15 protein-coding genes are annotated in these 16,123 nt (G+C 37.2%); 7 read left to right on the top strand and 8 right to left on the bottom strand.

Going from position 1 to position 16,123, the window contains the following annotated elements:
• Positions 1-70 precede the first annotated feature (70 nt).
• Entirely contained in the window at positions 71-856 is a 786-nt protein-coding gene (locus tag P256_RS00655; RefSeq protein ID WP_023271740.1) for a sulfite exporter TauE/SafE family protein, read from the bottom strand.
• Positions 857-1,074: 218 nt separating this feature from the next.
• Between P256_RS00655 and P256_RS00650 the strand changes: the two genes are divergently transcribed.
• A complete protein-coding gene (locus tag P256_RS00650) occupies positions 1,075-2,064 on the top strand; it encodes a LysR family transcriptional regulator (protein ID WP_023271739.1) in 990 nt (329 codons plus the stop codon).
• Positions 2,065-2,155: 91 nt separating this feature from the next.
• Positions 2,156-3,493: a polyamine export protein PaeA gene (locus tag P256_RS00645; RefSeq protein ID WP_023271738.1), complete on the top strand. Its 1,338-nt coding sequence runs from the start codon at positions 2,156-2,158 to the stop codon at positions 3,491-3,493.
• A gap of 42 nt (positions 3,494-3,535) precedes the next feature.
• On the opposite strand, the gene P256_RS00640 is transcribed toward P256_RS00645, so the two are convergent.
• The 3 genes from P256_RS00640 to lysS form a co-directional block, all read right to left on the bottom strand.
• Complete coding sequence (locus tag P256_RS00640) at positions 3,536-4,396, bottom strand: glycerophosphodiester phosphodiesterase family protein (protein WP_023271737.1); 861 nt, start codon at positions 4,394-4,396, stop codon at positions 3,536-3,538.
• A 70-nt stretch (positions 4,397-4,466) separates the two neighbouring features.
• Entirely contained in the window at positions 4,467-4,616 is a 150-nt protein-coding gene (locus tag P256_RS13195) for a hypothetical protein (RefSeq protein WP_023271736.1), read from the bottom strand.
• Between the two features lie 134 nt (positions 4,617-4,750).
• Positions 4,751-6,280 (bottom strand): lysine--tRNA ligase, encoded by a 1,530-nt coding sequence (lysS, locus tag P256_RS00635; protein WP_023271735.1) that lies wholly within the window; start codon positions 6,278-6,280, stop codon positions 4,751-4,753.
• A gap of 226 nt (positions 6,281-6,506) precedes the next feature.
• On the opposite strand from lysS, the gene P256_RS00630 reads away from it, so the two are divergent.
• Complete coding sequence (locus P256_RS00630) at positions 6,507-7,010, top strand: YqiA/YcfP family alpha/beta fold hydrolase (RefSeq protein WP_023271734.1); 504 nt, start codon at positions 6,507-6,509, stop codon at positions 7,008-7,010.
• A 35-nt stretch (positions 7,011-7,045) separates the two neighbouring features.
• Here the strand turns inward: P256_RS00630 and P256_RS00625 are convergent, their stop codons facing one another.
• Positions 7,046-7,570, bottom strand: coding sequence for an adenine phosphoribosyltransferase (locus P256_RS00625; RefSeq protein WP_023271733.1), 525 nt, complete (start codon positions 7,568-7,570; stop codon positions 7,046-7,048).
• 313 nt (positions 7,571-7,883) lie between these two features.
• On the opposite strand from P256_RS00625, the gene rubA reads away from it, so the two are divergent.
• From rubA to oxyR, 4 genes are all read left to right on the top strand, one after another.
• Positions 7,884-8,048, top strand: coding sequence for a rubredoxin RubA (gene rubA / locus P256_RS00620; RefSeq protein WP_023271732.1), 165 nt, complete (start codon positions 7,884-7,886; stop codon positions 8,046-8,048).
• Positions 8,049-8,115: 67 nt separating this feature from the next.
• Positions 8,116-9,294, top strand: coding sequence for an FAD-dependent oxidoreductase (locus tag P256_RS00615; RefSeq protein ID WP_023271731.1), 1,179 nt, complete (start codon positions 8,116-8,118; stop codon positions 9,292-9,294).
• Between the two features lie 33 nt (positions 9,295-9,327).
• Positions 9,328-10,272 (top strand): alpha/beta fold hydrolase, encoded by a 945-nt coding sequence (locus tag P256_RS00610; protein ID WP_023271730.1) that lies wholly within the window; start codon positions 9,328-9,330, stop codon positions 10,270-10,272.
• An 18-nt stretch (positions 10,273-10,290) separates the two neighbouring features.
• Positions 10,291-11,196, top strand: a complete 906-nt coding sequence (gene oxyR / locus P256_RS00605) for a LysR family transcriptional regulator OxyR (RefSeq protein ID WP_023271729.1) — start codon at positions 10,291-10,293, stop codon at positions 11,194-11,196.
• Positions 11,197-11,254: 58 nt separating this feature from the next.
• On the opposite strand, the gene gyrA is transcribed toward oxyR, so the two are convergent.
• The 3 genes from gyrA to P256_RS00590 all read right to left on the bottom strand — a co-directional run bounded on the left by gyrA (position 11,255) and on the right by P256_RS00590 (position 15,946).
• Positions 11,255-13,969, bottom strand: a complete 2,715-nt coding sequence (gyrA, locus tag P256_RS00600) for a DNA gyrase subunit A (protein WP_023271728.1) — start codon at positions 13,967-13,969, stop codon at positions 11,255-11,257.
• A 279-nt stretch (positions 13,970-14,248) separates the two neighbouring features.
• Positions 14,249-15,181 (bottom strand): electron transfer flavoprotein subunit alpha/FixB family protein, encoded by a 933-nt coding sequence (locus P256_RS00595; RefSeq protein WP_023271727.1) that lies wholly within the window; start codon positions 15,179-15,181, stop codon positions 14,249-14,251.
• Positions 15,182-15,196: 15 nt separating this feature from the next.
• Entirely contained in the window at positions 15,197-15,946 is a 750-nt protein-coding gene (locus P256_RS00590) for an electron transfer flavoprotein subunit beta/FixA family protein (protein WP_023271726.1), read from the bottom strand.
• Positions 15,947-16,123: the final 177 nt, after the last annotated feature.

Genomic DNA, 16,123 nt, shown 5'->3' with positions numbered 1-16,123 from the left:
TATTACATTTAAAAGGAAATAAGCATATAGATATCTTGTAAATATCTAGATAGTAAAGTATAGTCTCCACCTATAATATTATAGATATAGTCACCAATATTAATAAAAATACATATATTTTTGAGTGAATATCATCTCTAATTTTAGGTAAAAATCTAGCTAGAATAATACCTAATGCTCCAAAAATCACAAGTACCCCCAAAATACTTATATTTATAAGACCTTGATAATTATAAACTTGACTATAAACCGTTGGCGATAAAAAAGCATAGATAAATGTACCTATTATAGCAATAGGTAATGTCAGTGGATTTGCTGCAGCAACACTTTTAGCCATACCATAGCCATGTCTTTTAAGCAGCGGAATAGTCATAACACTACCTCCAACGCCAAGTAAAGTTGCTATACTACCAATAAGTATTCCACCAAATCTTTTCGCAAACAAAAAAAGAGGGCTTCTCTTTTTTATATTGAAAAAACCTTTCCTAAAAATACAATCAGCTATTGTTACTAGCATATATACAATAAATAATTTTTTTATTAAATGATCTGAGACCTGATAAGATAATAAAGCCCCTAGTACAGATCCAATAGCAATATAGTAAATTAAAGGAAATATTACATTATTATCTATTAGTTTTTTCTTTAGATTATTATATGTTGCAAATGCAGCGTTAAACACCATTACAGCTGTAGATGTTGCAACAGCAATGTGCATTATATTTTGATCATATGGAAATTGATTAGATAATACCTGATATACAAATGGCACTACAACAAACCCTCCACTGAAGCCAAACAAGTATGTTGTTAATCCGGTAGAAAAACCAGCAATGGCTATGATAACTATATCCATAATTGTCCAATATTATATACTTTCAAATATTTAACTTTTAATAGTTCACTATAGTTACCAATGATTAATTGAGGTTTAATTTAAAATAAAAATTACTAATCCATAAAATACAATAAGTCATTCTAACTAGATTGCATACTTTCTATTTTTCACACAAGTAGCCTCTCTTATGGCATAATATCAATTCGTTTTATGGCTTTAACAGCGGTATTTATTTTATGAATCTTGAGCGAGTTGATTTAAATTTACTTATTTATCTCGACGTATTACTACGTGAGAAAAATGTCACTCGCGCCGCTGAACAATTGGGTGTAACCCAACCTGCAATGAGTAATATTCTTCGTCGTCTACGTACATTGTTTAATGACCCTTTACTCATTCGCTCCTCTGAAGGCATGACGCCAACTGAAAGAGCATTAGAACTCCAACCACGTGTTCGAGATGTACTTTCAGATTTGTCTATGATTTTAGAACCACGTACAGAGTTTAGACCGTACAAAAGTAATCGTGTATTTAGAATTATGACTTCTGATTATGCTGAAGCAACGCTTGTACCTCGACTCGTTAAAGCTTTACGGTCAGAAGCGCCTAATGTTGTATTAGATTTTTTAACGCCAAGTGATGTCTCTTATCGAGACATGGAACAAGGTAAAGTTGATCTTGCAATTAATCGCTTTAATGAAATACCGCAAAGCTTCCACCAAGTGCTCGTATGGCGTGATAGCTTTTCTTGTTTACTTAACCCAAATCATGCCAACATCCATAATTTAAACCTTAAAAATTATTTGGATGCACATCATATCTGGGTATCTAAAACAGGAATGGGCATTGGTTTCGGTGTAAACCCAGATAAACAAGCGGGCTTAGGTTGGATTGACCAAGCTTTAGAACGGATTGGGCAAAAACGTAAAATTTCGATATTTACAAGACACTATCAAATGCCTGCTCTGCTTACAAAAAATGTTGATCTAATCGCAACACTACCAACACGCATTGCAAGACAACAGGCAAAACATCAAGGATTAATTCTAAAAGAACCGCCATTTTATATTCCAGATATCGAACTAAAAATGGCATGGTGTCCTTTACTTCACCACCACCCTGCACATCGTTGGTTACGCCAACTTATTTTATATGTTGCGCGTCAAATGGTTGAAGAAGAAAATCGTGAATTGTATGCCAATCATTCAAAACATTTACATTATTAATTATTTTAAGGGTTGGTATCTCTTACCAACCTGCATGATTTTGTGTTAAAAATAAACTAAATGATGCCAAACTTATAAACACAGGTGCATTGTGAGCTTTTTTCAAAGTATGATTATTGTCATCTTCCTCATTGTAGGAGGTGGTTATTTAGCCCTCGCTGAAATTGCTTTAGCGGGTGCAAGAAAAGTTAAATTAAAAATTTTAGCAGAAGCTGGCGATGAACGCGCCAAAAAAGTCCTTGATATTCAAGAACAATCCGCTGATTTCTTTGCAGCATCACAAATTGGCTTAAATGCAGCTGCCATTTTAGGTGGTATTGTGGGTGAGCCTGCTTTTCGTGAGTTATCTCTTAGAATTCTCAATCACTTTTTTGAAGGTGCTTGGATTGAAAATGCAGCTTTTGGCTTATCCTTCCTATTTGTAACATTGGCATTTATTCTATTTGCCGACTTTATGCCAAAACGCCTCGCAATGATTGCTCCTGAAAAAATTGCGATGTCAGTCATCAAGCCAACGCTTATTTATATCAAAATATGTAAGCCACTGGCTTGGATCATCAACTCAATTACAAACTTCTTATTTCGTATTTTTAAAGTAAATACGATTCGTGAAGACAATATTACCTTTGATGATATTGCAGCAGTCATGGAAGCAGGTGCTCAAGCAGGTGTATTACTCAAACAAGAACATCACTTTATTGAAAATGTTTTCGAGCTTGAAGAGCGCACTGTACCTTCAAGTATGACAACACGTGAAAATGTTATTTTCTTTACACTGAATGAATCTGAAGAAAGTATTCGTCAAAAACTTGCAGAATATCCATTTTCTAAGTTTTTAGTTTGTAATGAAAATATCGACCAAGTCATTGGCTATGTTGATGCCAAAGATATTTTGGTTAGAATTTTAAATAATCAAAAAATCAATCAACTAAATGAATCTACCATTCGTACGGTATTAACAATTCCAGATACACTGACGCTCTCAGAGGTCTTAGACCGATTCCGTGCGAGTAAAGAAAAATTTGCAGTTGTCATCAATGAATATGCTTGGGTCGTTGGTGTTATTAGCTTAAGTGACGTTATGAGCACCGTAATGGGTGACTGGGTCACACCAATGGATGAAGAGCAACAAATCATTAAACGTGATAACAGCTCTTGGCTCATCGAAGGCAGCACACCTATTGAAGACATGAAACATTCTTTAGATATCGATGAAATGCCCGATGAAGAAAACTATGAAACTGTTGCAGGCTTTATGATGTATAAATTACGTAAAGTGCCACGTCCAGCAGATTTTGTCGAATTCAATGGCTTTAAATTTGAGGTGGTTGATGTAGACCATTACAAAATAGATCAGCTCTTAGTTACACGTATCATGGTAGATATACCATTACTTCCTAAAGAAACGATAGAAGAAAAAGAAAATTAAAACCTTTCTCGCTTTAACACACGATTGTTAAAGCGAGAAACACTACTTTTTATGATTAAAATCTACTAAAGAATCTACCATTACTGCATCAGCATGTAGTTTTTTCGCTAGTTTATAATCTTCAGGGTTATTTACACCAAATAATACGACAGATGCGCCCCCCGAACGTAAGCACTTTACCGCGGCTTTATTCCAAACCAATTCAGCCGCTGTATGCCCCTCGCCCAAAGTAAATTTCTCAACCACATCTACCTTACGTCTTAGCTCAAACCCATACCATTTTGAATGATTATTTTGCTTATGAATCGGACATTGACCACCTGAGAGTAAAATATGCGTGAGTAAACTTCGTGTTTCATCCCTTGTTTCAAATTTATGTAAACTTACTGGCAGATGGTCTAAAAACGCACTGTTTGTTGAATAAAAAAGGACTTTGTTCTCAGCATGTTTCTTTGTAACCACTTGTTCTAAAGCCTGCGCCATTTCGGTTGGATTGGCATCAGGAGACTTAATATCTATAAAAAATCGTGTGTTTGGAAAGTGATCTAAAACCTGTTCTAGTGTTGGTATTTTTTCACTCAAATGTACCTGATGTTGTTGGTCAAAAGCATATGCAACATTGAGTCTTTCTAGCTGATCATAGTTATACTGAGAAACGAAACCTTGACCATCGGTAAGACTCGATAAATTTGAAGGTCGATACAATATAGGAATTTTATCTTTAGTCAGTTGTACCGTGATCCATATAATATCTGCCTTATTGGTTAATGCCTGTTGTATTGTATTGACTGTATTTTCAGGGGCATCCGCTGTACCACCACGGTGTGCAATAACTAAAGGACTTGCCACGACTGCCGTATATATCATTGCACTAATACAAAAAGCAAATGTCTGTTTGAACATTAAAATTAATTCTTAGAATATGAACATTCCATCATAAATTTTAATCATGACAAATAAATAAATTCGCCCTCTAATGCCACTGCTGCTGTAACAAAGTTAATGCTTCAATAAAACTTTTCATCTCAACTATTTCATCAAGTCTTTCATTACCTTGTATCAACTCATGAGGTAACTGCATTTCTGTCAGCAGCGTGTTTAATGAATGTATTGTCTTTGCCATGTGATTACCTGTTAAATAAAAAACAGCATATATGACACTTACACATCTATAAAACTGAATGTTTTTATCATTATAATCGGATAAGCAAATAAAAAGCCCTCTTAAAGAGGGCTTTCACACACATATGCTATGAATTAAACATCTTTACGGCGCATATGTGGGAATAATAATACATCACGAATACTTGGTGCATTTGCAAATAGCATTACTAAACGGTCAATACCAATACCTTGCCCTGCTGTTGGTGGTAAACCATACTCAAGTGCTTCAATAAAGTCTGCATCATAGTGCATTGCCTCATCATCACCCGCATCTTTTTCTTCAACTTGTGCTTGGAAACGTTCAGCTTGATCAATCGGGTCATTCAACTCGCTGAAACCATTTGCCAACTCACGACCACCAATAAAGAATTCAAAACGGTCTGTTACATGTGGGTTGTCATCATTACGGCGTGCAAGTGGCGAAGTTTCCGCAGGATATTCTGTAATAAAAGTAGGCTGTCTTAACTCAGTTTCAACAGTTTCTTCAAATACGATGGTTTGAAGTCTACCTAAACCAAAACCTGGCTTCACTTCTTCTTTTAGAGTTTCACGTACATAATTTGCAAGGAACTCACGATCTGCAACATTTTCTGCCGTAAAGCTTGGGTTATGCTCTAAAATTGCATCAAACATAGAGATTTTTTTGAATGGCCCTTTAAAGCTATAGACTTCTTCGCCATACGGTAAATCTGTTGAACCTAAAATATCTAGTGCCAACTTCTCAAGCATATTCTCAGTCAGTTGCATTAAATCTTTATAATCAGCATACGCTTGATAGAATTCAATCATGGTGAATTCAGGATTATGACGTGTAGAAACCCCTTCATTTCTGAAGTTACGGTTAATTTCAAATACACGCTCAAAACCACCCACAACAAGACGCTTTAAATATAACTCAGGCGCAATACGCAAGAATAAGTCCATATCTAATGCATTATGATGCGTTACAAATGGTTTTGCCGAAGCACCACCTGGAATGATATGCATCATTGGTGTTTCAACTTCCATAAAACGCTCAGCAACTAAGTACTGACGAATCCCTGCAACGACTTGTGCACGAATTTCAAAGGTCTTACGTGTTTCTTCATTTACAATCAGGTCTAAATAACGCTTACGGTATTTTGCTTCCGTATCATTCAGACCATGAAACTTATCTGGCAATGGGCGTAATGATTTTGTGAGTAGCTCAAATGCTTCTAAATGAACGTATAAATCACCTTTACCTGAACGCCCAATATAGCCAGTCGCAGCAACGATATCGCCTAAATCTAAGCTTTTAATAGCATTGAGTTGTTCTTTTGGTAAGCCTTTACGGTCAACATAAAGCTGTATACGCCCTGTCATATCTTGTAAAACCATGAAAGAACCACGGTTCAACATAATACGTCCGGCAACTTTTACATATACGTGTTCAGATGCTTCAATTTCAGCTTTATCTTTATTTTCGAATTGTTTTTGTAGATCGGCTGCATAGTGTTCACGTTTAAAACTATTTGGCCAAGGGCTTACACCTTTTTCCTTGGCTTGCTCTTGAATCTGTTTTAACTTGGCATGACGCTGTGCAATTAAATCGTTTTCGGAAATAGTTTGTTCAGAACTCGACTGAGCGTTGTTTTGCGTCATCTCTGCCTCTAAAAATAATAAAAAAGAAGTTTTATAGAATAGCAGAATTCACTTTCATTTCTAATCTATTCTTGACTAAGAACGCAAAAAATATTCATTTTTTATTTCCCTTAGACTATTTGCTAGCTTTCAAAGGTCAGTTTTTTTCTTAAAATGACTCAAAACACGGTTAACTATAATTAAAAATATAGTTTGTCATCAATACTCTTACTAGATGTACTTATAAATGAAGGCATACGATATTAAAATATTATTTTTACATGGGCTTGACTCATCAAAAGAGTCAACAAAGTTTCACGTCCTTACATCTAAAAATAAGTTTTGTATTAATGTTGATTATAGAAATTTAAACTTTGAAACTGTACAACACTTTTACGAAGATACAATTCAAAAAATAAAACCAGACTTACTCATCGGTCATGGCATTGGTGGCTATTGGGCACTAAAAATGTCTTACCTATTTCAACTTCCTGCGATTGTTGCCAACCCAAGTTTGACTCCAACATTTCGAGACGACTATCCTAAACTCGAAGAAGCTGATTTAAACCATGATATTCCACAAGTCGCTTATCTAGAACTCGGTGACGAGCTCGTAGATATGCATAAGACTCAGCGCTTTCTAGAACATTTTATGTTTATAGAGACACACACAGGTGGCTACCATCGTTTAGAACACCCTGAAAACATCAATAAACTTATTCTTTTTTTACAAGAAAATTATGACCTATAAAAAAGCCGATCTTCTGATCGGCTTTTTATAAATAATTATGGTTTAGTACTTTCCTGCAATACAGACCAAACATCCATATCTAACGGCGCACTTAACAGCTCTAAATCCAATAATACGGATGTACCTAGCACATCAAGTTTGCTTTTTTCTGCTAACTGTTGTGTGGCTCTCAATGTTCCACCTGTTGCCAATACATCATCCACTAAAATAACCTTTTGTGGTTGAATATTTGCTGAAAGCTCTAGTTTGTCAGTACCGTATTCTAAACTGTATTCCACACCAACAACAGGAGGTGGTAGCTTTCCTGCCTTACGAACCAAAATTAAGCCCTTATTTAAACGCTGTGCCAAGAAGCTTGCCAACACAAAACCTCGTGCCTCCACAGCCATAAAGCTATCTACTTGTGCAAGCTTTTCTTCAGGCATGCTCTGTATCAAAGCATCTGTGAGCGCCTCAATCTGATCTAGAAATAAAGGGGTTAAATCATAAAAGCAAATCCCTGAACGTGGGAAATCAGGTACTGTACGAATATGCGACCAAAGCGTTTCTGTAAGGTTCATCGTTTTCAAAAAATAATTCAAATTGCCCTAATTTTAGGTGCCAATCCAAGAAAAAACTATCAACTTGACTATCTTTTTAACAAAAAAACTTGTTTTATTTCTTAAGTGTTTGTTTTAACCACAAATACAGTCTAAAAACTCATTTACTCTTTGAGTCACATCAATATAAGAGAATGATCCACTTTACTTTTCTCATAAACATGGTGAAAATCTGCTGCAATATTTATACTTAGACACAGTATAATTACCGAAAGATACGACAATTTGCTGACAGGCACTTGTTTTCACTCCCCATCAGCACTTGGAGAAACTTATGAAAAAATATCAATGCATCGTTTGTGGTTTTATCTATGATGAAGCTGAAGGATGGCCAGAAGATGGTATCGCAGCAGGAACAAAATGGGAAGATATCCCCGAAGATTGGACATGCCCTGACTGTGGCGTAACTAAAGTTGACTTTGAAATGATTGAAGTTTGATTTTAAGCTTCCGTTAGACCATGTTTCAACATGGTCTTTCTTTTTTATACAATGATGAGGACGTTATATGACACATCCAATGATAATTATTGGTTCAGGCATGGCAGGCTATACCCTAGCACGTGAGCTACGCAAACAAGATCAAGAACAGTCACTCATCATGATTAGCGCAGATGATGCACAAAACTATGCAAAGCCAACACTTTCAAATGCATTTGCCACAAAAAAACAGCCTGAAAAGATTGCACTGGCTCAAGCAGAAAAAATGGCAGCGCAATTAAACATGCATATTGAAACGCATGCGACTGTCGAAAAAATTGATGCTGAGAAACACGAAATTTACTATGTAAAAGATAATCAAACAGTCACATTAACCTACAGTAAACTCATTCTGGCTGTAGGTGCAACAGCAATACAACCTGATATTTTCAAAAATCAACCTGCTGTTTATCGTGTAAATTCTTTACAGGACTATATTACTTTCAGATCTTTTATTGATACAAATGCTGAAAAGCGTATTGCAATTGTTGGTGGTGGACTCATTGGCTGTGAATTTGCACATGACTTACAACAGTCAGGACATCACGTTACTGTTATTGAAAAAAATAATTACCTTTTAAAAGGCTTACTACCTAAAAATATTGCACATGCTTTTCAAGAGCGACTATCTTCTCTTGGTATTCAGTTTATGTGTGATACCACAGTTACAGATATACAAGCAGAATACCTAACGACCAATAAAAATGATCAGGTTAAATATGATGCTGTTTTATGTGCGATTGGATTACAACCCAATACAGCACTTGCAAAAGTAGCAGGCATCGAATCTAATCGAGGAATTAAAACCAATTCTTTACTCGAAACCAATCAGCCACATATTTATGCCATGGGCGATTGTGTAGAGATTAATGGACTTGTGCTTCCTTATGTCATGCCAATTATGCAACAAGCGAAAGCACTCGCAAAAACCCTATCAGGCATACCAACCCATTTACACTATCCTGCAATGCCTATTGCAATAAAAACACCTACAGTACCACTTACAGTTCTTCCACCGCAAAATCTAATAGGTCTGACTTGGACAAATGAAATTTTAGAAGATGGCATCATTGCAAAAGCCTTTGATTCAGAAAACAATCTAAGCGGTTTTATTCTACTTGGTGCAACTGCTGCGAAACAACGCATGGCTTTAACAAAACTCGTACCTGACTGGATTCCACCTCAAATTGAGAAGCAACTATCATAAGAAGATAGAAAAATAACTTTAGGTAATATATACATGCAGACGACCCGCTTAGACCTTTTTCAACCATCGCCTTATACAAATTTCATGAATGAGACAGTGGTAGAAATGAAAAATGGTATGTCCATTCATGTCGAAGCGGGAGGTAATCCAAACCATCCATGTATTTTACTCATTATGGGTTTAGGTGGACAAATGATCCATTGGCCAGATGCTTTTTGTCAGGCGCTCATTCAACAAGGCTTCTATGTTATACGGTTTGATAACCGAGATATTGGTCTTTCCTCAAAAACCAAATTATCTCCTATCAAACCAAACCTTCTTAAGATAATGATTCGCTTCAAACTCGGTTTAAAAAACCCACCTGTAAGCTACTCTCTTGAAGACATGGCAGATGATACCGTTGAAGTACTCAAACATTTAAATATTTCTACATGTTGTGTGATTGGTGCATCTATGGGAGGCATGATCGCCCAAATATTAGCTGCAAAATATCCTCAATATGTCAAAAAAATAGGATTACTTTTCACAAGTAATAATCAACGTTTTCTTCCTCCACCGGGACTAAAACAGTTGCAAATGTTCTTTGGACGAGCAAAATCGGCACATGAGGAAGATGTTATTCAACATAACATCAAGATTGCTAAAAATATTGGCTCTCCAAACTATATAAACGTTGCAGATATCCGTAGAATATCTAAAATTGCTTACCAGCGCTCTTATGCACCCGCAGGTGTACTTCAGCAACTCTTGGCAATACTATGTACAGGCTCCTTACAGAAGTGGGATAAAAAAATTACACAACCAACACTCGTTTTACATGGTGAATGTGACAAACTACTTCCAGCCAAACATGGAAGAACCGTTGCAAAAGCAATAAACGGTGCAAAGTTTGAATTAATTTCAGGAATGGGGCATGATATTCCTACTGAGCTTATCCCACAGTTAAGTAACTTATTCGTACACCACTTTAAATCTTAAAAAGAATATTAGGACATTATGGCTGCATTACCTTCTTTAAGACAGCTTTCTTATTTAGTCACCCTGTCTGAAACATTACATTTTACCGAAGCTGCACGCAGATCTTTTGTCACACAGTCTACACTGTCAGGTGGCATTATGGAGCTAGAGCGCCTTCTTGGTGGTGTCTTGGTTGAGCGAGATCGACAAAATGTACGTTTAACCCCTCTTGGAGAACAAGTTGTTGGTCGTGCTCGTGTTTTACTTGCAGATGCACAAGACCTAATGCGTTTGAGCCGTGAAATGAGCGAGCCTCTCACAGGTGACCTTCATCTTGGAATTATTCCAACCATTGCTCCATTTATTCTTACCAAGTTACTAGATGAAGTACATCAACAACTTCCAAAGATTCAGCTACATTTACATGAAGCACAAAGTGAGAAAATTGTTGAGAAACTAGAGCACGGTAATCTCGATATGATTATTCTTGCTTTACCTTTTGATACACGTGGTCTTAAAGTTGCAGAAATCTTTCAAGAAGATCTTATACTGGTGTACAACAAACAAGATAAGGCATGTGCACAAGCAAATGCTTTAGACGACTTGGAAATGTCACGTTTAATGCTACTTGAAGAAGGTCATTGCTTACGTGACCATGTACTCAGCGTTTGCCCAATTGGCGATCGAAAATCTGACCATCGCTTAAAAGCAAGTTCGCTACCAACACTCATTGAAATGGTTTCTTCAAATCTTGGCTATACATTACTGCCTGAAATTTCATTAAACCGAAATATTCTACAGTACCATCCAGATTTACAAGTAAAACGTATTGAAAATGCACCGAATAGAACCATTTCTTTGGTTACACGTAAAAGTACACCTCTACATAATGAGTTTGATGTACTTGCACGTATTTTGCAAAAGATTACGAAAGAGCATGATTAACGAAATGCTTTAAATAAAAAAAGGAAGCAAATTGCTTCCTTTTTTTATAATGATTTAATTACTCTTGAGGCTTTCGTACAGCAGAAGAATCAACTTCTTCAACTACAGCTTCACTTTCATCAGAAATAATCTCTTCATCTTCATCATCACTGATAACGGCTTCGATAGATACAACACCTACAAGAACTTCTTCTTGTAAACGAATTAGACGTACACCCTGTGCATTTCTTCCAGTAGTTGCAACCTCTGAAGCACGTGTACGTACAAGTGTGCCACCATCAGAGATAAGAAGCATTTCTTTGCTCTCATCAATAGATACTGCACCAACTAACTCACCATTTCGTTCACTGGTTTTAATTGCAATAATGCCTTTACCACCACGTTTCTTCGTTGGGAAGTCATCTACAGGTGTTCTCTTACCATAACCTTTTGCACAAGCACAAAGTACTTCACCATTTTCTGGTACAACAACCAAAGAAACGATACGACTGATTAGATTAAGTTCGCTTGAATCATCTAAAGTATCATCATTTGCATCTTCTACATCAGACTCAACTTCTTCACTATCTGCCGCTGCATTTGCAAGTGTTACACGCATACCACGTACACCACGTGCAGTACGTCCCATAGCACGCACATCTGTTTCAGCAAAACGGATTGCTTTCCCTTCATTTGAGAACAACATAATTTGTTGTTTACCATCGGTAATTGCAACACCGATCAGCGTATCTTCTTCATTTAGCTCAATTGCACGTAAGCCATTTGAACGCACATTACTAAACTGAGAAAGATCGACACGTTTTACTGTACCTGAAGCTGTCGCCATAAATACATAATGATCTTCTGGGAAATCTTTTACAGGTAAAATTGCAGTAATCGTTTCGTTTGGCTCAAGTGGCAATAAGTTCACTATTGGGCGACCTTTTGCTCCTCGAGATGCTTGTGGCACTTCAAATGCTTTCAAACGATAAACTTTACCTACATTGGTAAAGCACAATACCGTTGAATGATTTGAAGTCACAATGAGATGCTGAATAATGTCATCATCTTTCATCGACGTCGCAGACTTACCACGACCACCACGGCGCTGTGCTTGATAGTCTGAAAGTGGCTGTGTTTTTGCATAACCTGTTTGAGAAACTGTTAAAACAATTTGCTCTTCAGGAATTAAATCTTCACGACAAAAATCTATTCGCGACTCAACAATATCGGTACGACGTGCATCACCATACTGTTGCAACACTTGTGCAAGCTCTTCACGAATCACGTTCATTAATAAATTGAAGTCGTTCAAAATTGCTGTCAGTTCTGCAATTTGTGACAAGATTTCACTATATTCTGCATGCAGTTTATCTTGTTCTAAACCTGTTAAGCGGTGCAAGCGTAATTCTAAAATTGCACTGACCTGCGCAGGAGACAGTCTATAAACATCTTGAGTCAAGCCAAATGGTCGACTTGGGTCTTCACCCTCAATCTCATCAGGGCGTACAGAAATCGAACCTGCTTTTTCAAGCAATGCAACAACACTTCCCGCTGCCCACTCACGCTCTAACAAACGTTCACGTGCCTGTGCAGGGTTGCCAGATGATCGAATCGTTTCAATGACTGCATCAATATTTGCTAAAGCAACAGTTAAGCCTTCTAAGATATGCCCACGTTCACGTGCTTTACGCAATTCAAACATCGTACGACGTGTTACCACTTCTTGGCGATGACGAATAAATGCAGCAACAATATCCTTTAAGTTCATTAACTTTGGCTGTCCATTATCTAGACAAACCATATTGATACTGAAAGAGTTCTCAAGTTGAGTATTTAAGAATAAATTATTAACAACAACTTCTGCATTTTCACCACGTTTTAAATCAATGGCGATACGCATACCGTCTTTATCGGTCTCATCTCGAAGTTCTGAAATTCCTTCTATTTTTTTCTCTTTTACAAGCTCAGCAATACGTTCAATAACTCGTGCTTTGTTTACTTGATATGGAATTTCAGTAAAGACAATTGTGGTACGACCTTTGCTGTCTTCTTCAAAATGGTATTTACCACGAATATGTAAACGCCCTTTACCCGTACGGTAAGCATCTACAATACCTGATTTACCATAGATAATGCCACCTGTTGGAAAATCTGGCCCCGTTACATGCTCCATCAAACCTTCAACAGAAATATTAGGATTATCTGCATAAGCAAGACATGCATGAATAACTTCTGTCATGTTATGTGGTGCCATATTGGTTGCCATACCTACGGCAATACCTGCTGCACCATTTATAAGTAAATTTGGAATACGTGTTGGTAAAACTTGTGGAATACGCTCAGAACCGTCGTAGTTATCTTCCCAGTCTACCGTATCTTTTTCTAAGTCAGCCAATAGTTCATGTGCTAGACGCGTCATACGAACTTCGGTATAACGCATGGCAGCAGCGCTGTCACCATCAATAGAACCAAAGTTTCCTTGACCATCTACAAGTTGATAACGTAGGCTGAAATCTTGTGCCATACGTACAATTGTTTCATAAACAGCCGAATCACCATGTGGATGGTATTTACCAATAACATCACCCACCACACGTGCAGATTTTTTATAGGCTTTGTTATAGTCATTGCCCAGCTCGTGCATAGCATAAAGCACACGACGATGAACGGGTTTAAGGCCATCTCTCACATCTGGTAATGCACGCGATACAATCACGCTCATTGCATAATCTAGATACGAGTGCTTGAGTTCATCCTCAATGGCAATCGGTCTTATTTCCGATACGCTCATGCATACTCCTTGTTTTTTGATTAGTTTGACTAATCATGGATCTTCAAAAAATCAGAGAGAATTTAGTTCAAAATCTCAAACTAAAATTAAAAACATAACGCGCAATTTTAACATATTTGCCATTTTATTTGTGTGCTGAAACATCAAGTTCATCTATTTTTTTGGCTAGAAAATGTAATATTTTTTACAAAAAAAGTTGATCATTTTCTAAGGCTTATATTTTATTGTAAGTACACATAAAAAATGCCTCATAATGAGGCATTTTAAATTATCCGCTGTTTAGATTTTTGATGCTAATTCAGGAACAACTTCATTTAAATCACCCACTAACCAGTAGTCGGCAACTGCATTAATTGGTGCTTCTTCATCTTTGTTAATCGCAACAATCACTTTAGAGTCTTTCATACCAGCCAAATGCTGAATTGCGCCTGAAATACCAACAGCGATATAAAGCTCAGGAGCAACAATTTTACCTGTTTGACCGACTTGCATATCATTCGGTACAAAACCTGCATCTACAGCAGCACGAGAAGCGCCTTGAGCTGCACCTAGCTTATCTGCTAAAGGATCAAGTACTGCATGATAGTTTTCCGCAGAACCAACACCACGACCACCAGACACAACCACACGCGCTGCGGCAAGCTCAGGACGCTCTGACTGAAGAATCTCTTCAGATACAAATGTAGAAACACCTGCATTTTCTGCATCTGCAACAGACTCAACAGATGCACTTCCTGTATCGTTTGCAACTGCTTCAAAAGCAGTTGTACGTACAGTACCTAAAATGATTGCTTCTTCAGACTGCACAGTTGCAATTGCATTACCTGCATAAATCGGACGCTTAAAAGTATTCGCAGATTCAACAGCGATAATATCTGTCACCATGCTTACATCTAATAGTGCAGCAACACGCGGTAAAATATTTTTACCCGTTGTTGTTGAAGCAGCTAAAACATGTGAATAGTTTTTTGCAATTTTAGCAACAAGTGCTGCAACATTCTCTGCAAGTTGATGTACATATACAGCTTGGTCGGCAAGAATAACTTTTGTTACGCCCGAAACTTTTGCAGCTTGCTCAGCTACTGCACTTGCACCATGACCTGCAACCAATACTGTAATATCACTGCCAATTTTTTGTGCTGCTGCAACAACATTTAAAGTCGCACCACCAAGTGCTTTGTTGTCGTGATCAGCGATTACCAAAATACTCATGTTCTATCCCTTGTATTAGATCACTTTCGCTTCGTTTTTAAGCTTTTCAACAAGTTCATCTACAGACGAAACTTGTACGCCAGCTTTACGCTCAGGTGGGTTTTCAACTTTAATGGTTTTTAGCTTAGTACCTGTTGCCACACCATAATCTGCAGGTGACTTCACGTCCAACTGCTTCTTACGTGCTTTCATAATGTCAGGTAGTTTTACATAACGTGGTTCATTTAAACGCAAGTCAGATGTAATTACCGCAGGAAGTGATAATTCGATTGTTTGTAAACCACCATCAATTTCACGCGTAACTTGTGCTTTATCGCCTTCAATATTAATTTGAGATGCAAATGTAGCTTGCCCCGATCCCATTAATGCAGAAAGCATCTGACCCACTTGATTTGAATCATCATCAATGGCTTGTTTACCAAGCAATACAAGTTCAGGCTTTTCTTCAGCAACAATACCTTTCAGTACTTTTGCAACTTCTAAAGCACCAATTTCATCATTTGTTTCAACTAAAATTGCACGGTCTGCACCCAATGCCATAGATGAACGTAATTGTTCTTGAGCTTCTTTTGCTCCAACAGAAACAACCACAATTTCAGAAACAACCCCTTTTTCTTTTAGACGTACTGCTTCTTCAACAGCAATCTCACAAAATGGGTTAATGGACATTTTAACGTTAGTTAAATCAACACCACTGTTGTCCGACTTAATGCGAACTTTTACATTGGCATCTACAACACGTTTGACAGCAACAAGAGCCTTCATGTAATCCTCGGCTATGCTTAAATGATATGGAGGGAAAAAGCAAAAAGCTTTTTAAGTTTGTCTTTACGTTGCCTATCTTGCATTGTGCACTGTCTTTTGGTCAAGTCACAATTCTTGTTCATATGTCATTTTGGGTAAAAAAACACACGTTTATAGACATAAAAAAACCAATTTTTA

This window comes from Acinetobacter nectaris CIP 110549 (assembly GCF_000488215.1).
In the GTDB taxonomy this organism is placed as follows: Bacteria; Pseudomonadota; Gammaproteobacteria; order Pseudomonadales; family Moraxellaceae; genus Acinetobacter; species Acinetobacter nectaris.
The sequence above is the reverse complement of the archived record's forward strand: the minus strand, read 5'-3'. Positions and strand labels throughout refer to the sequence as shown.